Below are 20301 nucleotides of genomic sequence, written 5' to 3'. Positions count from 1 at the left end.
GTAATTGCGAAAGAAAAGTTGTGCAACTTATCTTGTGCAAGTTTTCTTTCGTATCTAGAGTCGTGGGTATGACGGAATACCGCCGCATCACCGACCTCGCCACGCTGAAGGCCTTCGGCCACCCGCTGCGCATGCGCCTCTACGGCGCGCTCTACATGCGCGGCACCGCCACCGCCTCACACCTCGCCGAGGACCTCGACGACGGCACGGCGGTCTCCCTCATCAGCTACCACCTGCGCAAGCTCGCCGAGCACGGCCTCATCGAGCCCGCCGAGCCCGAGGGCGCCGACGGCCGCGAGCGCTGGTGGAAGCCCGCGCAGGAAGCCCTGCGCATCGACAGCTCCGACTTCCGCGACACCCCCGAGGGCACCGCGGCCCACACCGCCCTGTCCCGCGTCATGTACGAGCAGCGCCGCGACCACTACCTGCGCTTCCTCGACCAGCGCGCCGGCTGGAGCGCCGACTGGCAGGACGCCCACGACAGCTCCGACTTCCTCGCCCGGCTCACCCCTGAGGAGCTGAAGGAGATGACCGCCGAGCTGCACGGCGTCGTCGACCGCTACGTGAAGGCCGGCAAGGCCGCCGACCCCGAGGGCCGCGAGACCGTCGCCGTGCACCTGTACGCCTTCCCGCTGAGGAACGCGTGATGGCCGCCCTCCTCGACGCGCGGGCCGCCCGCCGCCGCTTCGTCGCGGTCAACTTCCTCTTCTGGTTCCCGACCGGCCTCTACATCCCCGTACAGGTGCTGCTGCTCGCCGACCGGGGCGTGTCCGTCGCCACGATCGCCGCCCTGTTCGCCGTGCACTCCCTGACCGCCGCCGGGCTCGAACTGCCCACCGGCGGGCTCTCCGACGTCATAGGCCGGCGTGCCGTCCTCGCCGCCTCCGGGGTGCTCTCCGTCGTCGCGCTCGCCATGACCGCCCTGGCCACCGCCACCTGGGTGTTCGCCCTCGCCATGGTCCTCAAGGGCGCCGGACGCGCGCTCAACAGCGGACCCGCCGAGGCCTGGTACGTCGACACCGTGCACGCGGACCTCGGCCCCGACGCCGACCTGCGCGACGGTCTGGCCCGCGGCTCCGCCGCCTCCTCCGTCGCCCTCGCCCTCGGCACGATCCTCGGCGGCCTCGTGCCCTGGCTGCTCGGCCTCGGCCCCGACCTCGGCGCCTCCCTGCAGCGCGCCACGGGCGGCGTCGTCCCGCCGCTGTCCGTGCCGCTCCTCGCGGGCGCCGCCTGCAGCGTCCTCTACGTCGTCCACGTGCTGATCGCGCTGCCCGAGCCCGCCCGCCCCTCCGTCGGCCTGCGCGCCGTCCTCGCCGACGTGCCGCGCACCGCCCGCGCCGGCGTCCGGCTCGCCACCCGCGACGTCATGGTCCGGCGCATCATGCTCACCATGGCCGCCGCCGGAAGCGCCCTCGGCGTCGTCGAGCTGCTCACCCCGTCCCGCGCCGCCGACGCGACCGGCGCCGCCTCCTCGGGCGCCGTCCTCTACGCCGGTCTGGCCTGCGCCGGATTCACCGCCACCGCGCTCGGCAACCGGCTCTCGCCCTGGACGGCCCGCGTCGCCCGGAGCGGGGAGCGGGCCATCCTCGTGGCCGAACTGATCGTCCTGCTCGGCCTGGCCGTGCTCTGCGCGACCGCCGCGACCCGCACCGTCGGCCCGGCCGTCGCCGGATACATCCTCGTCTACATCGGCCTGGGCCTCGCCTCGCCCTGCCTGAACGACTTCCTGCACCGGCGCACCGACAGCTCCGGCCGGGCCACCGCGCTCTCCGTGCAGTCGCTCGCCCTCCAGCTGGTCGGCGCCCTCAGCGGCCTCGTCGCGGGCGTGCTGCCCGGCGGCCCCGCCGCCTGGCTGCCCGGCGTCGTGGGCGTGAGCGCCGGAGCCCTGCTCTGGCTCCGCACCCGCGAGACCCCGAAGGCCCCGCCGGCCACGGAGGCGCCGGCCACCGACGCGCGCGACGCCGTGGAGACGCCCCGCTAGATCCCCAGCGCCTTCGTCTCGCTCAGCCGCGTGATCGCCGCCTCGTCGCCCTCGACCTGCACCTTCGCCGACGACTGGCGGCCCATGATGAACATCAGCAGCTCGGGCGGCTCCCCGGTCACCGTCACCACCGGGGTGCCGCGGTGTGCGACCGCCGTCCGGCCGTCCGGGCGGCGCAGCACCAGGCCCACCGGCAGCTTGCGGCCCATCACCCGCGCCATCTTCTCCAGGCGGGACCAGAGCACGTCCGAGAACACCGGGTCCAGCGCCCGCGGGCTCCAGTCCTTCTGCGCCCGGCGCACGTCCTCCGCGTGGACGTAGAACTCCACCGCGTTCGCCGCCTCGTCGATCTGCTTCACCGAGAACGGCGAGAACCGCGGCGGACCGGTGCGGATGAGCTGGATCAGCTCCTCGTACGGCTTGTCCGCGAACTCGGCCTGCACCCGCTCCAGACGCGCGGCCAGCGGCTTCACGAACGCGCCGCCCGCCGCGTCCGGACGGCGCTCGCGCACCACCACATGGGCCGCGAGATCCCGCGCGGTCCAGTCCTCGCACAGGGTCGGGGCCTCAGGGCCCGCGGCCTCCAACAGATCGGCCAGCAGGAGCCGTTCACGCTTGGCATGGGTCGACATGTCCGCCAGCCTACGACCGCCCCCACCGTCCGGACAGTGGACCGCCCCCGGTGTACGCCGCCCGGCGCGGCACAATGGTCCCCATGACCAGCGCCTCCCGCCCCAGCGACCTCGACCCGGCCGTCGCCGCCCGCCTCAAGCGCAGCACCGACGGCCTCGTCCCCGCCATCGCCCAGCAGTACGACACCGGCGAGGTGCTCATGCTCGGCTGGATGGACGACGAGGCGCTGCACCGCACCCTCACCACGGGCCGCGCCACCTACTGGTCGCGCAGCCGCCAGGAGTACTGGGTCAAGGGCGACACCTCCGGCCACGTCCAGCACGTGAAGGCCGTGGCGCTGGACTGCGACGCCGACACCGTGCTCGTCAAGGTCGACCAGGTCGGCGCCGCCTGCCACACCGGCACGCGCACCTGCTTCGACTCCGACGTCCTCCCCGTGAGCCAGTAGGGTCGGCGGCCATGGACCTCGAGACCTTCCGCAAGCTCGCGACCGACCGCCGCGTGATCCCCGTCAGCCGCAAGCTCCTCGCGGACGGCGACACCCCCGTCGGCCTGTACCGCAAGCTCGCCGCCGAGCGCACCGGCACGTTCCTCCTGGAGTCCGCGGAGAACGGCCGCTCCTGGTCCCGCTACTCGTTCGTCGGCGTGCGCTCCGCCGGCACCCTGACCGCCCGCGACGGCCAGGCCCACTGGCTCGGCACCCCGCCCGTCGGCGTCCCCGTGGACGGCGACCCGCTCGCCGCCCTGCGCGCCACCGTCGAGACCCTCCACACCCCGCACCACGAGGGCCTGCCCCCGTTCACCGGCGGCATGGTCGGCTATCTCGGCTACGACATCGTGCGCCGCCTGGAGAAGATCGGCCCGGGGGAGCGCGACGACCTCCAGCTCCCCGAGCTGACCATGCTGCTCACCAGCGACCTCGCCGTGCTCGACCACTGGGACGGCTCGGTCCTGCTGATCGCCAACGCGATCAACCACAACGACCTCGACACCGGCGTCGACGAGGCCTACGCCGACGCCGTGGCCCGGCTCGACGCGATGGAGGCCGACCTCGGCAAGCCCGTCGAGTCCGCCCCCGCCGCGCTCCCGGCCTCCGAACTGCCCGAGTACACGGCCCTGTGGGGCGGCAAGCAGTACCAGGACGCCGTCGAGGACATCAAGGAGCGCATCCGCTCCGGCGAGGCCTTCCAGGTCGTCCCCTCGCAGCGCTTCGAGACCCCGTGCACGGCGAGCGCCCTCGACGTCTACCGGGTCCTGCGCGCCACCAACCCGTCGCCGTACATGTACCTCTTCCGCTTCGACGGCTTCGACGTCGTCGGCTCGTCCCCCGAGGCCCTCGTCAAGGTCGAGGACGGGCGCGCCATGGTCCACCCCATCGCCGGCACCCGGCCGCGCGGCGCCACCCCGCAGGAGGACCAGGCCCTCGCCGAGGAACTGCTCGCCGACCCCAAGGAGCGCGCCGAGCACCTCATGCTCGTCGACCTCGGCCGCAACGACCTGGGGCGGGTCTGCGAGCCGGGCTCCGTCGAGGTCGTCGACTTCATGTCCGTCGAGAAGTACTCGCACGTCATGCACATCGTCTCGACCGTCACCGGCCAGGTCGCCGAAGGCCGCACCGCCTTCGACGTCCTCACCGCCTGCTTCCCCGCCGGCACCCTCTCCGGCGCCCCCAAGCCCCGCGCCATGCAGATCATCGACGAGCTCGAGCCGTCCCGGCGCGGCCTGTACGGCGGCTGCGTCGGCTACCTCGACTTCGCGGGCGACTCCGACACCGCCATCGCCATCCGCACCGCCCTGCTGCGCGACGGCACCGCGTACGTGCAGGCCGGCGCCGGCGTCGTCGCGGACTCCGACCCGGTCGCCGAGGACACCGAATGCCGTAACAAGGCGGCGGCGGTGCTGCGCGCCGTACACACCGCGAACCGGCTGTGAAGTGACGCACGACTCCCACCCCCGGCGCCCGCACACCTGGACCGAGGGGCGATAGTGGAGTACGTGACTGCCGTACCGCACCCCCGCACCGAAGCCGCCGACACCGGGCCGAACCGGACCGGCCGGCGCAGCCTCGGCGTCGCGCTGCTCTTCGGCGCGGTGGGCGCCGCCGTCGCGCTGCTCGCCTCCCGCCAGGAATGGTGCTCGGGCGTCGCCGCCGTCGCGGGCGGCCGACTGCCGCTCACCGCGAAGGGCAGCGACGTCACCGGGGTACCCGCGGCCCTCGCGATCGTCGGGCTCGCCGCCCTCGTCGCCGTGTTCGCCGTACGCCGCGTCGGCCGCGTCCTGGTCGCCGCGCTGCTCGCGCTCAGCGGCGCCGGGGCCGTCGCCGCCTCCGTGCTCGGCGCGGGCGACAGCTCCGCGCTCGACGAGAAGGCCGCCCAGGCCGCGGGCGACGCGTCCACCACGATCGACGCCCTCTCCCACACCGCCTGGCCGTACGTCGCGGCCGGCGGCGGAGCGCTCATCCTGATCGCCGGCATCCTCGCCGTCGTCTACGGCGCGGCCTGGCCCTCGATGGGCGGCCGCTACGAGCGCTCCGGCGCCCCGCGCGCCCGCAAGGCCAAGGCCCTCGACCCGGACCGCCCCGAGGACCTGTGGAAGGCCCTGGACCGCGGCGAGGACCCCACCGGCACCGCGTAGACCCCCGCGGGCACCCCACAGACCCCCTGTACATCGCCGCATGGCGAGTACGGGACAATGGACCCTGAACGTCGTACGCCCTGCGTGCGCATGGGCCGTAAGAACACCCATCAGCAATGAGGAGCAAGCCATGGCGGATGCCAGCCACGGACACACCCCGGCCGCCTGGACCGGTGTCATCATCGCCTTCGTCGGCTTCATCGTCGCCGGCGCCTTCATGGTGATGGGCAGCGTCGTCGGATTCTGGGCCGGCATGGCACTGCTGGCCCTCTCCGCCGTCGTCGGTGGAGCGATGCACCTGGCCGGTCTCGGCAAGCCGCGCCGCGCCGAGCTGAAGATGCCCGCGGTCGCCACGCCGCAGACCGCCGGCTCGGAGGCCTGAGCCCCGGTACGCCTCGCGGGGGCGGCACGGCGCGACACGCGCGCCGGGCCGCCCCTTTCGCGTTCCCGGGCGGGCGCGCCCCGCACCGCCGGGCCACAATGCACGGGTGACCGTCGACAGCAGCGCACCGGCGAGCGACCGGACGAGCGGACCCCGGGCCGCCGCCCCCTCCGGCACCCCCGGCACCTCGGCCCTCGCCGCCCTGCGCCGGACCGCCGTCCCCGTCGGCCTGCTCGCCGGCGTCGTCGCCGCCTTCGGCTACGTCGCCGCCGTCGACCCGAACGAGCCGGGCCACTACCCGGCCTGCCCGTTCCTCCAGCTCACCGGCGCCTACTGCCCCGGCTGCGGCGGCCTGCGCAGCGCCCACGCCTTCGCCCACGGCGACCTCGCGGCGGCCCTGCACGCCAACGCCCTCGCGGTCGCCGGCTACGCCCTCTTCGCCGTCCTGTGGGCCGTGTGGGTGATCCGTGCGGCCCGCGGCAGACCGCTCGCACCGCGGCTCGGGAGGGTGCACCTGTGGGCGGCCGGCACCGTCGTTCTCGCCTTCACCGTGGCCCGCAACCTGCCGTTCGGAGCCTTCCTGCACCCCTGACCCCACGGTCCGCCCGATGTCCACCCAATGGGACCGGAGTCAACCGGATGCGGAGGCTTCGCCCTCCTGCGGATACCATCACAGTGACCAGCCGGTTGCCCGGGGAACTGCCAGAAGGGAGTCCGCTCGCGTGAGTGTGCTCGACGAGATCATCGACGGAGTCCGTGCCGACCTCGCGGAACGGCAGGCGCGCGTCAGCCTCGACGAGCTCAAGGAGCGCGCGGCGAAGGCTCCCGCGGCCAAGGACGGGGTCGCGGCCCTGCGCGGCGACGGCGTCAAGGTCATCTGTGAGGTCAAGCGGTCCAGCCCCTCCAAGGGCGCGCTCGCCGCGATCGCCGACCCGGCCGGACTCGCCGCCGACTACGAGGCGGGCGGCGCCGCCGTCATCTCCGTCCTCACCGAGCAGCGGCGCTTCGGCGGCTCCCTCGCCGACCTCGAGGCCGTCCGCGCCAAGGTCGACATCCCGGTCCTGCGCAAGGACTTCATCGTCACCTCGTACCAGCTGTGGGAGGCCCGCGCGTACGGCGCCGACCTCGCCCTGCTGATCGTGGCCGCCCTGGACCAGCCCGCCCTGGAGTCCCTCATCGAGCGCGCCGAGTCCATCGGCCTCACCCCGCTCGTCGAGGCCCACGACGAGGACGAGGTCGAGCGCGCCGTCGACGCCGGAGCCAAGATCATCGGCATCAACACGCGCAACCTGAAGGACCTCACGGTCGACCGCGGCACCTTCGAGCGCGTCGCCCCGGACATCCCGGACCACATCGTCAAGGTCGCCGAGTCCGGCGTGCGCGGCCCGCACGACCTGATCGCGTACGCCAACGCGGGCGCCGACGCCGTGCTCGTCGGCGAGTCCCTCGTCACCGGCCGCGACCCCAAGGCCGCCGTCGCCGACCTCGTCGCCGCGGGCGCCCACCCGGCGCTGCGCCACGGAAGGGCCTGACCCCAGCATGTCCATCGCCGCCCGCCTCGCCCCCGGCTGCCGCCCCCGCGGCTGCCGGGCGCCTGCGCGACGCGTGCGCGGCCGCCGGGTCCGCTACCACATCGGCTCGGAACCGGGCCAGATCAACGGCATGCGATGGCAGGCGGCGCTCTTTCACGGCGCCGCCTGAGCAAGAGCGCCCCGTCAGGGGCGCGGGGAACTGCGCGACCAGCCACGACGGCGCAGCTGTCGCACGGTTTCCTGACCACTCACGGCGCGTAGGCGTACCCCTTCATGCCCGCACCTTCATCACCCGTGAGGTACAACCGCATGCCCAGCCAATACTTCATCCCCGACCCCGAGGGGCAGATCCCGAGCCCCGAAGGCTACTTCGGCACCTACGGCGGCAAGTTCATCCCGGAGGCACTCGTCGCCGCCGTGGACGAGGTCGCGGTCGAGTACGAGAAGGCCAAGAACGACCCGGAGTTCGCCCGCGAGCTCGACGACCTCCTGGTCCACTACACCGGCCGCCCCAGCAGCCTCACCGAGGTTCCCCGGTTCGCCGAGCACGCCGGCGGAGCCAGGATCTTCCTCAAGCGCGAGGACCTGAACCACACCGGCTCGCACAAGATCAACAACGTGCTCGGTCAGGCCCTGCTCACCAAGCGCATGGGCAAGACCCGCGTCATCGCCGAGACCGGCGCCGGCCAGCACGGCGTCGCCACGGCCACCGCCTGCGCCCTGTTCGGCCTCGACTGCACCATCTACATGGGCGAGATCGACACCCAGCGCCAGGCCCTGAACGTGGCCCGCATGCGCATGCTGGGCGCCGAGGTCGTCGCCGTGAAGTCCGGCAGCCGCACCCTCAAGGACGCCATCAACGAGGCGTTCCGCGACTGGGTCGCCAACGTCGACCGCACGCACTACCTCTTCGGCACGGTCGCGGGCCCGCACCCGTTCCCCGCGATGGTCCGCGACTTCCACCGGGTCATCGGCGTCGAGGCCCGCCGCCAGATCCAGGAGCAGGCGGGCCGGCTGCCCGACGCCGCGATCGCCTGCGTCGGCGGCGGCTCCAACGCCATCGGCCTGTTCCACGCCTTCATCCCGGACAGCGACGTGCGCCTCATCGGCTGCGAGCCGGCCGGGCACGGCGTCGAGACCGGCGAGCACGCGGCGACCCTGACCGCGGGCGAGCCCGGCATCCTGCACGGCTCGCGCTCCTACGTCCTCCAGGACGAGGAGGGCCAGATCACCGAGCCGTACTCGATCTCGGCCGGTCTGGACTACCCGGGCATCGGCCCGGAGCACGCGTACCTCAAGGACAGCGGCCGCGGCGAGTACCGCGCGGTCACCGACGACGCGGCGATGCAGGCCCTGCGCCTGCTCTCGCGCACCGAGGGCATCATCCCGGCCATCGAGTCGGCGCACGCCCTCGCGGGCGCGATCGAGGTCGGCAAGGAGCTCGGCAAGGACGGCCTGATCGTCGTCAACCTGTCGGGCCGCGGCGACAAGGACATGGACACGGCCGCGCGCTACTTCGGCCTGTACGAAGAGGGCACCGACGCGGAGGTGGCGGCCGACGCCGCCGACGTCGCGGAGATCGAGGGGGACGCCAAGTGAGCGGCAACGTACAGCTGTTGAACGACACCCTGGCGCAGGCCCGGGCCGAGGGCCGCGCCGCCCTCATCGCCTACCTGCCCGCCGGCTTCCCGAGCGTCGACGGCGGCATCGAGGCCGTCAAGGCGGCCTTCGAGGGCGGCGCCGACGTCGTCGAGGTCGGCCTGCCGCACTCCGACCCGGTGCTCGACGGTCCGGTCATCCAGACCGCCGACGACATCGCGCTGCGCGGCGGCCTGAAGATCAAGGACGTCATGCGCACCGTCCGCGAGGCGCACGAGGCCACCGGCAAGCCGGTCCTCGTCATGACGTACTGGAACCCGATCTACATCTACGGCGTCGAGCGCTTCACCAGCGAGCTCGCCGAGGCCGGCGGCGCGGGCTGCATCCTGCCCGACCTGCCGGTGCAGGAGTCGGCGCTGTGGAGGGAGCACGCGGACAAGCACGGTCTCGGGACCGTGTTCGTCGTCGCGCCCAGCAGCAAGGACGAGCGGCTCGCCACCATCACGGCGGCCGGTTCGGGCTTCGTGTACGCCGCCTCCCTCATGGGCGTCACCGGCACCCGCGAGTCCGTGGGCAGCCAGGCCCAGGACCTGGTCCGCCGCACCAAGGCGACCACGGACCTGCCGGTCTGCGTCGGCCTCGGCGTCTCGAACGCGGAGCAGGCCAGGGAGGTCGCCTCCTTCGCCGACGGCGTCATCGTCGGCTCGGCCTTCGTGAAGCGGATGCTGGACGCCGAGGACGAGGCGGCCGGTCTCGCCGGGGTCCGCGCCCTCGCCGCGGAACTCGCCGAAGGGGTCAGGGCGGGCAGGTAGTACGCAGGGCCTGCCCGGCGGGTCAGGTCGCACTCCGGTGGCCTGCGCCGTTCTGTGCCGGCGAGCGGGGTCTGGCGCGTGCAGCTGCAAGGCGGAGGAGGGCGTCAACGCGGAGCGTTGGCAACCGACGACAACGCCGCAGATGTGCGTGCCAGACCCCGCGTCCGCGACAGGACCCGCCGGGCAGGCCCTTCACCCGTACGGGTGGAAGTGGGGTCGGGGAGGCGCGTTTGCGCCTCCCCGGTTCGTTGGCGCGGGTGTGAGCGAGAAGAACCGTGAGGGAAAGCGCACGGCCCGTGAGCGGCTGGCCGTAGAGCGCGAGAAGCAGAAGGCCGCGGAGAAGCGGCGCAGGACGTTGATCGTGGGCGCCGCCGTCGTCTGCGTGCTCGGCCTCGCCGCCGTGATCGGCGTGGTCGCCGCCAATTCCGGAGACAGTTCCAGCGACTCGTCGGGTCCCGTGACGGCCCCGAAGGGCGCCTCGGGCAAGGACAAGCTGGCGATCCCCGTCGGCCCGGCCTCGGCGAAGTCCACCCTCACGGTGTGGGAGGACTTCCGCTGCCCGGCCTGCAAGTCCTTCGAGGACAACTACCGCTCGACGATCAACGAGCTGACCGAGGCCGGGAAGCTCCGCGCCGAGTACCACACCGTCACCCTGATCGACGGGAACCTGAGAGGAAGCGGCTCCCTGCGCGCGGGCAACGCGGCGGCGTGCTCCCAGGACGCGGGCAGGTTCCGCGAGTACCACGACGTCCTGTTCGAGAACCAGCCGGAGGAGAGCGACGACGCCTACGCGTCGAACGCGAAGCTGATCGAGCTGGCCGGCAAGGTCGACGGGCTGACGACGGACACGTTCAAGAAGTGCGTGAACGACGGCACGTACGACTCCTGGATCCAGAAGTCCTACAAGGCGTTCCAGGACGCGGGCCACACCGGCACGCCGACCGTCCTGCTCGACGGCAAGAACCTGATGAACGACAACACGCTGACGCCCGCCAAGCTGAAGCAGATGGTCGAGGACGCGAACAAGTAGGGGACGCGCGGGAGATCAGGGGAGCGGGGGCAAGTCGTAATGGAGCCGTTGCCGGGCTGCCCGACGTGGGTGCGGCCCGGCACGGTAGCGTCGACACTGCCATGGAACTTGCCTATATCCCCAGTCCGTCCCGCGGAGTGGTCTACCTCGGACCCGTCCCGCTGCGCGGCTACGCGTTCTGCATCATCATCGGCGTCTTCGTGGCCGTCTGGCTCGGCAACAGGCGCTGGATCGCCCGCGGCGGCCGGACCGGCACGGTGGCCGACATCGCTGTCTGGGCGGTGCCGTTCGGCCTGGTCGGCGGGCGTCTCTACCATGTGATCACGGACTACGAGCTGTACTTCAGCGCGGGCCGTGACTGGGTGGACGCCTTCAAGATCTGGGAGGGCGGCCTCGGCATCTGGGGCGCCATCGCGCTCGGCGCGGTCGGTGCCTGGATCGGCTGCCGCCGCCGCGGCATCCCGCTCCCGGCCTACGCCGACGCCATCGCCCCCGGCATCGCCCTCGCCCAGGCCATCGGCCGCTGGGGCAACTGGTTCAACCAGGAGCTGTACGGCAAGGCCACCGACCTTCCGTGGGCGCTGCACATCACCTCCGACACCGACGGGCGCGTCCCGGGCTACTACCACCCGACGTTCCTGTACGAGTCCCTGTGGTGCATCGGCGTCGCGCTGCTCGTCATCTGGGCGGACCGGCGGTTCAAGCTCGGCCACGGGCGGGCCTTCGCGCTGTACGTCGCCGCGTACTGCGCGGGCCGGTTCTGGACCGAGTACCTGCGCGTGGACGACGCCCACCACGTCCTCGGCCTGCGGCTCAACAACTGGACGGCGCTGTTCGTCTTCGTGCTCGCCGTGATCTACATGGTGATCTCGGCGAAGACGCGGCCGGGCCGCGAGGAGGTCGTCGAGCCGGGTGCCGACGGTTCCGGCGACGACGAGGGCGGTGCCCCGGACGCGAAGAAGGAGCCGTCCGAGGACGAGGCCCCCGCCGCCGACACCACCGACGTCACCGACGCCACCGAGAAGCCCGATCTGAAGAAGGCCGAGCCGGAGGACGCGGCGAAGCCCGACTCGGACAGCGACACCGGCTCCGACGCAGCCGGAGCCGAGGCCGAGGCCGGGGCCAAGAAGGGCTGACCGCTCAGCTCCGTACGTCGACGGGGGCGCGGGACCGCACAGGTCCGGCGCCCCCGTTCGCGTGTCCGCCCCGCAGGGTCTCCCCGCACCGGGCCGCGAGGGCCAGCGTCCGGCGCGCCCCCGCCACCACCGCCGCGTCCACGAACCGCCCGTCCGGCAGCGCCAGCGCCCCCGCGTCACCGGCCGCCGCCCCGACGATGTCCTCCGCGGCCCGCACCTCCGCCGGGCTCGGCCGGAACGCCGCCTCGATCACCGGCAACTGACGCGGATGGATCGCCATCCGGCCCAGGAAGCCGAGCGCCCGGCCCGCCGCGCAGGAGCGGGCCAGCCCCGTCAGATCACGGATGTCCGGGTGGACGGACTGCGGCGGGGGCGGCAGCCGCGCCGCGCGGGCCGCCACCACCGCCCGGCCGCGCACCCAGGCCAGGCCCGCCGGATCCGCGATGCCGAGATCGGCGCGCAGGTCCGCCTCGCCGAGCGCGATGCCGTGGACCGCCGGATGCGCGGCGATCGCGTAGGCCCGCTCGACGCCGAGCGCCGACTCCAGCAGGGCGTACAGCGGCGGCACCACCACCGCCCAGCCCAGCGCCCGGTCCAGGTCGGACACGTCGTGGACCTTCGGCAGGCGCAGCGCGCCGAGGCCGGGCAGCGCGCTGAGGCGGCGTACCTCGTCCTCGGCGCGCGGCCCGTCCAGCGCGTTGACCCGGACGTGCACCGGCACCGGATGCCGGTCCGTGAGCAGCTCCGCCGTCGCGTCCAGGGCGTAGGCCTTGCGGTCCGGGGCGACCGCGTCCTCCAGGTCGACCAGGACCACGTCGGCCCCCGAACCGAGCGCCTTCGCGACCACCTCGGGCCGGTCCCCGGGCGCGTACAGCCAGGTCAGGAACAGCGGGTTCCGAGGGAAGCGCGTCACACCGCACCCGCCTCGCGCAGCGCCCCGATCTCGGTGCCCGTCAGGCCGAGGGCGCCGAGGATCTCGTCCGTGTCGGCGCCGTGCGGGCGGCCCGCCCAGCGGATCGCGCCGGGCGTCCCGGACAGCCGGAACAGCACGTTCTGCATCTTCACGGAGCCGAGCTCCGGGTCGGGCAGCTCGACGATCGAGTCCAGGGCCGCGTACTGCTCGTCGGCCATCACGTCCCGGATGTCGTGCACCGGGGCGATCGCCGCCTCCGCCTTCTCGAACGCGCTCAGCACCTCGTCGCGGGTGCGGGCCGCGATCCAGTCGCCGACCGCCTCGTCGAGCTCGTCCGCGTGGGCGGCGCGGCCGGCGCCCGACGCGAACCACTCCGCGTCGATCAGCTCCGGCCGCCCGACCAGATGCATCACGCGCTCCGCGATCGACTGGGCGGACGTCGACACCGCGACCCACCTCCCGTCGCCGGTGCGGTACGTGTTGCGGGGCGCGTTGTTCGTGGAGCGGTTGCCGGTGCGCTCCTGGACGTAGCCGAGCTGGTCGTACCAGACGGGGTGCGGGCCGAGCACGGTGAGGATCGGCTCGATGATCGCCATGTCGACGACCTGCCCGCCCCCGGTGAGGTCCCGGCCGCGCAGCGCCGCCATCACCGCGTACGAGGAGGCGAGCGCGGCGATGGAGTCGGCGAGGCCGAACGGCGGCAGCGTCGGCGGCCCGTCCGGCTCCCCGGTGATCGCCGCGAAGCCGCTCATCGCCTCGGCGAGCGTGCCGAAGCCGGGGCGGCGCGCGGACGGGCCGAACTGGCCGAAGCCGGTGACGCGGGCCAGGACGAGGCGCGGGTTGGCGGCGCTCAGCGCGTCCCAGCCGAGGCCCCAGCGCTCCAGCGTGCCGGGGCGGAAGTTCTCGATGACGACGTCCGCGTCGGCGGCCAGCCTCAGGAGCACGTCGCGGCCGCCCGGCGTGGACAGATCGAGGGTGATGTTCCGCTTGTTCCGGCCGAGGAGCTTCCACCACAGGCCGACGCCGTCCTTCGACGGTCCGTGCCCGCGCGAGGGGTCGGGGCGGCGCGGGTGTTCGACCTTGACGACCTCGGCGCCGAAGTCGCCGAGCATCGTGGCGCACAGCGGGCCCGCGAACAGCGTGGCCAGGTCGAGGACGCGGAGGCCGGTGAGCGGGCCGTCCGTGGGCGGGTGGTGCGTCATGCGCGGGCCTCCAGGGTGAGCCGGGCCAGTTCGTCGAAACCGATGCCGTCGAAGCCGGCGACCGTGCTGGCGAGACGGTTCTTCAGCGGGGCGGTCCACTGCTCGCCGAGCGCGCCGGGATGTCCGGCGAGCAGACCGGTGAGCGAGCCGGCCGTGGCCCCGTTCGAGTCGGTGTCCCAGCCGCCGGACACGACGCGGCAGATCGAGCCCGCGAAGTCGCCGTCGGCGTGGGTGAGCGCGGCGGCGAGCAGCGCCGCGTTGGGCAGGACGTGCACCCAGTGGTGATCGCCGTACGCCGCGTGCAGCCGGTCCACGACCGTCTCGAACCCGGCGGCGGTGCCCGTGCGTTCGGCCTCCGCGGCACCGATGCCGAAGCGGACCGCGCGGGCGTAGCGGGAGTCGGGCGGGACGTGCGCGAGGCCCGTGCGCAGGGCCTCGTGGACGGTGGGACGGCCCGGGCCCGCCGCGTGCGCGAGCGCCGCCGCGACGAACTGGGCGCCGTAGACCCCGTTCGCCGTGTGGGTCAGGACGGCGTCCCTGCGGGCGAGTTCGGCGGCGCGCGCCGGATCGCCCGGGGTGGTCCAGCCGTAGACGTCGGCGCGGATCTGCGCGCCGATCCACTCGCGGAAGGGGTTGCGGTGGGTGGCCGTGAGCGGGGGCTCGAGCCCGGCCAGGAGATTGCGGTACGCGATCCGCTCGGCGGTGAAGGCGCGGCCGGCCGGCAGCTCGTCCAGCCACAGCCGGGCCACGTCCTCCGTGGTGAAGTCCCGGCCGTGGCGCCGGAGCAGCAGCAGGCCGAGCAGGGGGTAGTCGAGGTCGTCGTCCTCGGGCATCCCGTCGATGTTCTCGGCGAGGCAGGTGGCGGCCGAGCGGCGGTTCCACGGATGGGCGCGGGCGATCTCCGGGTCGAGGCCGCGCGCGGTGAACCAGGTGCGCAGCGGGCGGTTGCCGGTGGAGGCGGCGATCGCGCGGATGCCCTCCAGGGGCAGCTTCTCCACCGGCTTGCCGAGCAGACAGCCGGCCGCGCGGCCGAGCCAGGCGGCGTGCAGCCGGTCCAGCTCACGCTCGGGCCGGGGCGCCGTCCCCCGAGCCCGGCCCGCGGGGCCGTGGAAGACCGCCGGTTCGGTGCCGCCCAGCGGGGCCGGCATCCGGGCCAGCTCGTCGAGCAACTCCTCGGCCAGGGCCCGCAGTTCGGGCCGCGCCCGGGTGGGTGAGGCGCCCGCGCGCAGCGGCGCGGGGTGGCCGCCGGCCGCGGCCCACCGCCGCGCCACCTCGCCCGCGTCCCGGCCGTCCTGCGCGGCCTGGCGCAGCTCGTGCCCGATCAGGTCCTCGGGCTGCACCCAGGTCAGGCGCAGCATCACAGGCCCGCGATCGACGCGAACGCCGCCTCGTGGGCGCGGCGCCGTGACAGGTCGCGGGCGTGCACCTCGCGGGCGACCAGGGCCAGGGACGCCGCCGGGCGGTGCAGATCGAGACGGCTGGCCCGGGCGACCTCGGCGCTCCACTCCTTCGGCACCGCGCTCTCGCCGCGCAGCGCGCCGACGATCGCCCCGGCCATCGTGGCGATCGAGTCGCAGTCCCGGCCGTAGTTGACCGCGCCGAGCACGGTGTGCCGGTAGTCGCCCGCCCCGACGAGCAGCATGCCGAGCGCGACCGGCAGCTCCTCGATCGCGTGCAGCCGGGAGGGGCGGCGGGCGCCGAGCGAGGGCCTGCGGTACTCGGGGCCGACCGTGTCGAAGGGGGCGACCGCCGCGCGCAGCGGGGCCAGCGCCGCCTCGAAGTCGACGTGGTTCACGGCCACGTCGCAGACCGCCTCGATCGCGGCGCGGGTGCCGTCCTTGGCCAGCGCGAGCGCGTCCTCGACCACCCGGTCCGGGGTCGCGCCGGGCTTGAACGCGGAGGCGACGGCCGCCGCGAACACCCCGGCCGCCTCACGCCCGTACGAGCTCTGGTGCGCGCCCGCGACGTCCAGCGCCTCCTCGTACGCCTTCCTCGGATCGCCCGCGTTCACCGCGCCGACCGGGGCCATGTACATCGCGGCGCCGCAGTTCACGATGTTCCCGACGCCGGCCTCGCGGGGGTCCACATGGCCGTAGTGGATCCGCGTCACGATCCACTTCTCGGCGAGGAAGATCCGTTGCAGGGGGAGGGCCTCCGCCTCCAGTTCCGGGATCCAGCGCGGGGTCGTCATCAGATCGGGGACCAGGTGGTCGGCGACCGCGTACGCGTCGAGGTGGTCGCGGACCTTCTCGTACACGCGGACCAGCGCGTGCGTCATCAAGGTGTCGTCGGTGACGTGCCCGTCGCCCTTGTGGTACGGGGCGATGGGGCGGGCCGTGCGCCAGTCGTCCTTGTGGAAGGGCTCCACGATGCCGCGGACCCGGCCGCCGTGCCGTTCCACGATGGCCTCCGGTGGCCAGCCCTCGACCGGTCCGCCGAGCGCGTCGCCCACGGCGGCGCCGACGAGTGTGCCGGTGACGCGGTCCTCGAGGGTCGGGCGGGGGGTGTTCATGGTGAAGTCCCTTCCATGGCGGGTGAGTTGAACGACGTACGGGCGAGCCGTCCGGCGAGCTGGACGAGGTCGGTGCCCGCGAACCGGGGGAGTGCGCAGCCGGCGAGGGTGCGGCAGGCGGCGCGCCAGGTGTCGGGCAGGGCGTCGGCGCCGCCGATCGCGCCGGTGAGGGCGCCGGCCAGGGCGGGGGCCGAGTCGGCGACGCGGGAGAGACAGGCGGTGGTGGGCACGGCCTCGGAGACCGCGCCCGCCGCGGCCGTCGCGACGGCCAGGGCGACGGGGACGGTCTCCGCCGCCGCGATGCCGTAGCTGTAGACGTGGTCGACGATCTCGTGCTCCAGGACCGGTACGAGGGCGAACGCGTTGCCGGTCAGGCCGGGGCGGGCGGCCGCGGCGGCGCGGCCCAGGCCGACCGCGCGGTGGGCGTTGCGGTGGATCTCCGTGCCCTCGGGGAGCTGGTCGAGCGCGGCGTCCGCGCAGGCGTCGACCGGGGCGCCGCCGAGCGCCGCCGCGACGGCCGCCGCCATGGCGCGGGCGCCGTGCACGCCGTCGCCGTCCTGGGTGTAGCGGGCGTCGAACTCGGCGAGATCCGCGGCGCGTTCGGGTTCGCCGGGGTGGACCACGGCGAGGACGGCGGCGCGGACGCAGGCCGCGTCGTCGAAGTAGTGCGGGTTGTCGTGGCCGGTCGCCGGGGGGCGCAGCCCGGCGGCGAGATTGCCCAGCCCGGCCCGCACCGAGATGCGGGCGCGCAGCGGGATCCTGGCCGACTCGATCTCGTCGGCCCGGGCCGCGGCGGCGGCGATCTCGTCGGCGAGGGCGTGCCAGGCGCGGGCCAGTGCGGTCCGTACGTCGTCGGGGCCCGCGTCGAGGATCGCGCAGGCGGTGAACGCGGCCCACTCGGCGTCGTCCGACGGGCCGAGCCGGAGCGGTTCCGGGGGCTGGTTGAGGGCGATCGGCACGGGGAGCGTCGTGGTGGCGTTCAACTCGGCGAACGTGTCCAGCTCCCGCGTCAGCCGCCGCGTCCAGTCCGGCAGCCGCGCCGCGCGGTGCCGCCCGGCGGGCCACCCGGCCGCGTCCCCGGCGGCAACCCCGAGCAACAGGCCTTCTACGCGACTGCGGCGCGGAACGAGATCCTCAACGGGATTCACGGGGCGCCTCCGGGGGGTTGGGGGCGACCGGGTGATGGGGCCGCCGGTGCTTCCTCGGCGCCGGGGAGGACGCGCCCGGTCGGGGTGCGGGGCGGCTTCTGTCAGCGGCGTTGCCGCGGGGCGCGATCGGTACGGCCCTGGGGCGCACGGAGTGCGCCTTCAGGGGCGCGGGGCTGTATCCGTCAGCGGCTTCGCCGCGGGGCGCGACCAGCCACGACGGCGCGGTAGTCGGCGACGGTGTTCGGCCCCTACGGCGGCTGCGCTGTAGCGGAGCCACGATGAATCGCGCACCCGGCGCCGGGGTGCCGCCTTGCCCACCCTCCCCCAAGCTCTCGGCTTCGCTCGAGCAGGGGGTACCCCCATCGCCCCAGGCGGCAGACTGCCCAAGGCTGGGTCGACCTGTGATCGCGGCCAGGGGCGCGTTCATGCCGCCGCCCCCTTTCCCGTCGGCGGCGGCGGCGGGGTCGGGGTCAGGCGGTCGGCCACGTCCAGGATGTGGCGGCCCGCCATCAGGGGAAGACAGGTGCCGCGGACGGGACCGATCGCGCGGGCCCAGGGAGAGGGGATGGCGCCCTCCCCGTTCAGGGCACCGGCAAGCGCCCCCGCAACCGCAGCCGTCGTATCGGCGTCCCGCCCCATGTTCACGGCGGTGAGCACGGCCCCGCGAAAATCCCCGCGCGCCACCGCGAACGCCCCGAACGCCAGCCCCACCGCCTCCGGCGCGAGATCCGTCCAGGGATAGCCGCCGATGACGACGGCCTTGCGGACCGCCCGTTCCATGGAGAGCTGGGTCGCCTCCGGGTCACGCCGCGCGAGCCGGGCCGCATGGACCGCACGATGCAGGGAGCGCGCCGTCCACGAGTCGTCGGGGACCACGGACAGCGCCGCCTGCACGACCGCGTCGGGATTGTGGCTGACCATCGCGGCGGCGACCCCCGCGGCGACGGCCCGCCCGCCGAGAATCCCCTCGCCGTCGTGCGACACCGTCCCGTCGATCGCGACGAGCCGGGCCGCCTCGGCGGGCCGCCCCGCCGCGTGCACCCCGAACGGCGCCGCCCGCATCGCGAGCCCGTCGCTCCACGCGTGCCGGTGCTGCGCCGAGATCGGGGCCGCGAGCCCGCGCCGCAGGTTCTCGAGGGTGCCGCGCTCGCTGAACCCGGCGCCCCGGAACGGCCCTTCGTCCCGGGGCGCGATCCAGGTGTGCCACGCCGCCTCGACGTCCGCCAAGGTGAGCGCCGCGCCCTTCTCGGCCAGCAGCAGCCCCGAGAAGATCGCGTACTCCGTGTCGTCCGTGCCCGCCGGATCGTCCGCGACGAAACCCTCGATCCGCCCCCAGCGCTCCCGGATCTGAGACGGCTTCAGGTTCTCGGCGGGCGCCCCGAGCGCGTCCCCGACGGCGAGCCCGAGCAGCGCGCCCCGCGCCCGGTCGCGCAGCGAGATCACCGCGGGCGGCCGGCGGTGCGGGACCGTACGCAGTCTGCGGGGCGGCGCTGCCGTGCCGTCCGCCGGGGGATCCGGGTCGACGCTGACGCTCATGAGGGGCCCGCGCTTTCTTCCGGTGCGGGTCCCTTCCCGGGAGTCGCGAGACTCCTGGAGAAAAGCCGCATTCCAGATATTTCGACCATGCTTCCCCGGTGTGGCGCCCGAGTGATCCCGTGATCCATCTCACGGGTGAGTCCGGGAAGATCCGGGGTCCTCGGAATCGCCCGACCTCAACCCCGCCGGAGAGGCCCCGCGCGGCGCAAAACCGCAGGTAAGTACGGCCTTCCTTGCTAGCGGAGATCGCGCCGGAGGCGTACTTTCATGGGCGTAGACAAAAGATCGAAGCGATCCGGGTCTGGATGAAGTCCAGAAATAGACGTCCGGGTCGGTAGTAGGGGAGCGGGGAACACAGGCATGGCGATCATCGAGACCGAGGCGACACTCCACGACGCGCACCGGGACAACCACACCCACCGCGATGTCAACGGGGGCTGGCTGCGCCCGGCGGTCTTCGGCGCCATGGACGGCCTCGTGTCCAACTTCGCGCTGATGGCCGGTGTCGCGGGCGGCGCCGTCTCGCAGCAGACGGTGATCATCACGGGCCTCTCCGGCCTGGCCGCCGGTGCCTTCTCCATGGCCGCCGGCGAGTACACCTCGGTCGCCTCCCAGCGTGAGCTGGTCGAGGCCGAACTGGACGTGGAGCGCCGGGAGTTGCGCAAGCACCCCGCCGACGAGGAGCGCGAGCTCGCCGATCTGTACGTGTCCCGCGGCGTCGAGCCCGAGCTCGCCCGCGAGGTGGCCCGGCAGCTGTCCCAGGACCCCGAGCAGGCCCTCGAGATCCACGCCCGCGAGGAGCTCGGCATCGACCCGTCCGACCTGCCCTCGCCGATGGTCGCCGCGGTGTCCTCGTTCGGCTCGTTCGCGCTCGGCGCCCTGATCCCGGTCCTGCCCTACCTGCTCGGCGCGAGCGCCCTGTGGCCGGCCGTGATCCTCGCGCTGCTCGGCCTGTTCGCCTGCGGCGCGGTCGTCGCGAAGGTGACGGCCCGCTCCTGGTGGTTCAGCGGACTGCGCCAGCTGGCCCTGGGCGGGGCCGCGGCGGGTGTGACGTATCTCCTGGGAAGCGTCTTCGGCACTTTTGCCGGTTGACGGGGCGCGGGTTCCCGCTCGAAGATGTGGCCCTGAAGATGGCTATACAGGTCCTTGCATAAGTAGTCGTTACCGTTCGGTTTCGGCAGTGCGACAGCGGGGCATGAGCCGTAAGCGCTGCGGGCAACGAAGCTCGCGGCGCACCCCCCGGCACATCCC

At 73.9% G+C, this 20301-nt stretch carries 21 protein-coding genes; 14 read left to right on the top strand and 7 right to left on the bottom strand.

Going from position 1 to position 20301, the window contains the following annotated elements:
• Positions 1–68: 68 nt before the first annotated feature.
• The gene (locus tag ACIBTU_RS16130) at positions 69–647 is read left to right on the top strand and encodes an ArsR/SmtB family transcription factor (protein ID WP_399126762.1); all 579 of its coding nucleotides are present in this window, start codon (positions 69–71) and stop codon (positions 645–647) included.
• Positions 647–1981 (top strand): MFS transporter, encoded by a 1335-nt coding sequence (locus ACIBTU_RS16125; RefSeq protein WP_399126761.1) that lies wholly within the window; start codon positions 647–649, stop codon positions 1979–1981. The genes ACIBTU_RS16130 and ACIBTU_RS16125 overlap by 1 nt, the downstream gene beginning before the upstream one ends.
• Here the strand turns inward: ACIBTU_RS16125 and ACIBTU_RS16120 are convergent.
• Complete coding sequence (locus ACIBTU_RS16120; RefSeq protein ID WP_399126759.1) at positions 1978–2613, bottom strand: TIGR03085 family metal-binding protein; 636 nt, start codon at positions 2611–2613, stop codon at positions 1978–1980. The two genes, ACIBTU_RS16125 and ACIBTU_RS16120, sit on opposite strands and share 4 nt — an antisense overlap.
• Before the next feature lie 83 nt (positions 2614–2696).
• Here ACIBTU_RS16120 and hisI point away from each other — a divergent pair, with 83 nt between their 5' ends.
• From hisI to lgt, 11 genes are all read left to right on the top strand, one after another.
• The gene (hisI, locus tag ACIBTU_RS16115; RefSeq protein ID WP_399126758.1) at positions 2697–3062 is read left to right on the top strand and encodes a phosphoribosyl-AMP cyclohydrolase; all 366 of its coding nucleotides are present in this window, start codon (positions 2697–2699) and stop codon (positions 3060–3062) included.
• 11 nt (positions 3063–3073) lie between these two features.
• On the top strand, positions 3074–4546 hold the full coding sequence (locus tag ACIBTU_RS16110; protein WP_399126757.1) for an anthranilate synthase component I: 1473 nt from the start codon (positions 3074–3076) through the stop codon (positions 4544–4546).
• Between the two features lie 54 nt (positions 4547–4600).
• A complete protein-coding gene (locus tag ACIBTU_RS16105; protein ID WP_399126756.1) occupies positions 4601–5248 on the top strand; it encodes a TIGR02234 family membrane protein in 648 nt (215 codons plus the stop codon).
• 130 nt (positions 5249–5378) lie between these two features.
• Entirely contained in the window at positions 5379–5630 is a 252-nt protein-coding gene (locus ACIBTU_RS16100; RefSeq protein WP_399126755.1) for an HGxxPAAW family protein, read from the top strand.
• Between the two features lie 202 nt (positions 5631–5832).
• Positions 5833–6222 (top strand): DUF2752 domain-containing protein, encoded by a 390-nt coding sequence (locus tag ACIBTU_RS16095; RefSeq protein WP_399127014.1) that lies wholly within the window; start codon positions 5833–5835, stop codon positions 6220–6222.
• Between the two features lie 130 nt (positions 6223–6352).
• Positions 6353–7162, top strand: coding sequence for an indole-3-glycerol phosphate synthase TrpC (trpC, locus tag ACIBTU_RS16090; protein ID WP_399126754.1), 810 nt, complete (start codon positions 6353–6355; stop codon positions 7160–7162).
• 7 nt (positions 7163–7169) lie between these two features.
• Positions 7170–7331 (top strand): tryptophan biosynthesis modulator TrpM, encoded by a 162-nt coding sequence (trpM, locus tag ACIBTU_RS16085; RefSeq protein ID WP_399126753.1) that lies wholly within the window; start codon positions 7170–7172, stop codon positions 7329–7331.
• A 140-nt stretch (positions 7332–7471) separates the two neighbouring features.
• Positions 7472–8761, top strand: coding sequence for a tryptophan synthase subunit beta (gene trpB, locus ACIBTU_RS16080; RefSeq protein ID WP_399126752.1), 1290 nt, complete (start codon positions 7472–7474; stop codon positions 8759–8761).
• Entirely contained in the window at positions 8758–9573 is an 816-nt protein-coding gene (gene trpA / locus ACIBTU_RS16075) for a tryptophan synthase subunit alpha (RefSeq protein ID WP_399126751.1), read from the top strand. The genes trpB and trpA overlap by 4 nt, the downstream gene beginning before the upstream one ends.
• Before the next feature lie 259 nt (positions 9574–9832).
• Positions 9833–10603, top strand: coding sequence for a DsbA family protein (locus ACIBTU_RS16070; RefSeq protein ID WP_399126750.1), 771 nt, complete (start codon positions 9833–9835; stop codon positions 10601–10603).
• 101 nt (positions 10604–10704) lie between these two features.
• Complete coding sequence (gene lgt / locus ACIBTU_RS16065) at positions 10705–11739, top strand: prolipoprotein diacylglyceryl transferase (protein ID WP_399126749.1); 1035 nt, start codon at positions 10705–10707, stop codon at positions 11737–11739.
• A gap of 4 nt (positions 11740–11743) precedes the next feature.
• Here lgt and ACIBTU_RS16060 read toward each other — a convergent pair whose 3' ends face one another.
• From ACIBTU_RS16060 to ACIBTU_RS16035, 6 genes are all read right to left on the bottom strand, one after another.
• The gene (locus ACIBTU_RS16060) at positions 11744–12652 is read right to left on the bottom strand and encodes an HpcH/HpaI aldolase/citrate lyase family protein (protein ID WP_399126748.1); all 909 of its coding nucleotides are present in this window, start codon (positions 12650–12652) and stop codon (positions 11744–11746) included.
• Positions 12649–13854: a CaiB/BaiF CoA transferase family protein gene (locus ACIBTU_RS16055; RefSeq protein WP_399126747.1), complete on the bottom strand. Its 1206-nt coding sequence runs from the start codon at positions 13852–13854 to the stop codon at positions 12649–12651. Before ACIBTU_RS16055 ends, ACIBTU_RS16060 begins: the two co-directional genes overlap by 4 nt.
• On the bottom strand, positions 13851–15212 hold the full coding sequence (locus ACIBTU_RS16050; RefSeq protein WP_399126746.1) for an ADP-ribosylglycohydrolase family protein: 1362 nt from the start codon (positions 15210–15212) through the stop codon (positions 13851–13853). Before ACIBTU_RS16050 ends, ACIBTU_RS16055 begins: the two co-directional genes overlap by 4 nt.
• A complete protein-coding gene (locus ACIBTU_RS16045) occupies positions 15212–16366 on the bottom strand; it encodes an ADP-ribosylglycohydrolase family protein (protein ID WP_399126745.1) in 1155 nt (384 codons plus the stop codon). The genes ACIBTU_RS16050 and ACIBTU_RS16045 overlap by 1 nt, the downstream gene beginning before the upstream one ends.
• On the bottom strand, positions 16363–17514 hold the full coding sequence (locus tag ACIBTU_RS16040; RefSeq protein WP_399126744.1) for an ADP-ribosylglycohydrolase family protein: 1152 nt from the start codon (positions 17512–17514) through the stop codon (positions 16363–16365). Before ACIBTU_RS16040 ends, ACIBTU_RS16045 begins: the two co-directional genes overlap by 4 nt.
• 423 nt (positions 17515–17937) lie before the next feature.
• Entirely contained in the window at positions 17938–19050 is a 1113-nt protein-coding gene (locus ACIBTU_RS16035) for an ADP-ribosylglycohydrolase family protein (RefSeq protein WP_399126742.1), read from the bottom strand.
• Positions 19051–19410: 360 nt separating this feature from the next.
• Between ACIBTU_RS16035 and ACIBTU_RS16030 the strand changes: the two genes are divergently transcribed.
• On the top strand, positions 19411–20142 hold the full coding sequence (locus ACIBTU_RS16030) for a VIT1/CCC1 transporter family protein (protein WP_399126741.1): 732 nt from the start codon (positions 19411–19413) through the stop codon (positions 20140–20142).
• Positions 20143–20301 lie beyond the last annotated feature (159 nt).

The sequence above is a fragment of the Streptomyces sp. NPDC050145 genome, from assembly GCF_044460245.1.
Lineage (GTDB): Bacteria > Actinomycetota > Actinomycetes > Streptomycetales > Streptomycetaceae > Streptomyces.
This window is presented reverse-complemented; position numbering and strand designations above follow the sequence as displayed.

Coding starts and splice junctions, on each gene's coding strand:
- ACIBTU_RS16035 (WP_399126742.1), bottom strand. CDS start 19,050: ATGAGCGTCAGCGTCGACCCGGATCCCCCGGCGGACGGCACGGCAGCG.
- hisI (WP_399126758.1), top strand. CDS start 2,697: ATGACCAGCGCCTCCCGCCCCAGCGACCTCGACCCGGCCGTCGCCGCC.
- trpB (WP_399126752.1), top strand. CDS start 7,472: ATGCCCAGCCAATACTTCATCCCCGACCCCGAGGGGCAGATCCCGAGC.
- ACIBTU_RS16120 (WP_399126759.1), bottom strand. CDS start 2,613: ATGTCGACCCATGCCAAGCGTGAACGGCTCCTGCTGGCCGATCTGTTG.
- ACIBTU_RS16100 (WP_399126755.1), top strand. CDS start 5,379: ATGGCGGATGCCAGCCACGGACACACCCCGGCCGCCTGGACCGGTGTC.
- ACIBTU_RS16050 (WP_399126746.1), bottom strand. CDS start 15,212: ATGCTGCGCCTGACCTGGGTGCAGCCCGAGGACCTGATCGGGCACGAG.
- ACIBTU_RS16045 (WP_399126745.1), bottom strand. CDS start 16,366: ATGAACACCCCCCGCCCGACCCTCGAGGACCGCGTCACCGGCACACTC.
- trpM (WP_399126753.1), top strand. CDS start 7,170: ATGTCCATCGCCGCCCGCCTCGCCCCCGGCTGCCGCCCCCGCGGCTGC.
- ACIBTU_RS16130 (WP_399126762.1), top strand. CDS start 69: ATGACGGAATACCGCCGCATCACCGACCTCGCCACGCTGAAGGCCTTC.
- ACIBTU_RS16125 (WP_399126761.1), top strand. CDS start 647: ATGGCCGCCCTCCTCGACGCGCGGGCCGCCCGCCGCCGCTTCGTCGCG.
- lgt (WP_399126749.1), top strand. CDS start 10,705: ATGGAACTTGCCTATATCCCCAGTCCGTCCCGCGGAGTGGTCTACCTC.
- ACIBTU_RS16110 (WP_399126757.1), top strand. CDS start 3,074: ATGGACCTCGAGACCTTCCGCAAGCTCGCGACCGACCGCCGCGTGATC.
- ACIBTU_RS16030 (WP_399126741.1), top strand. CDS start 19,411: ATGGCGATCATCGAGACCGAGGCGACACTCCACGACGCGCACCGGGAC.
- ACIBTU_RS16055 (WP_399126747.1), bottom strand. CDS start 13,854: ATGACGCACCACCCGCCCACGGACGGCCCGCTCACCGGCCTCCGCGTC.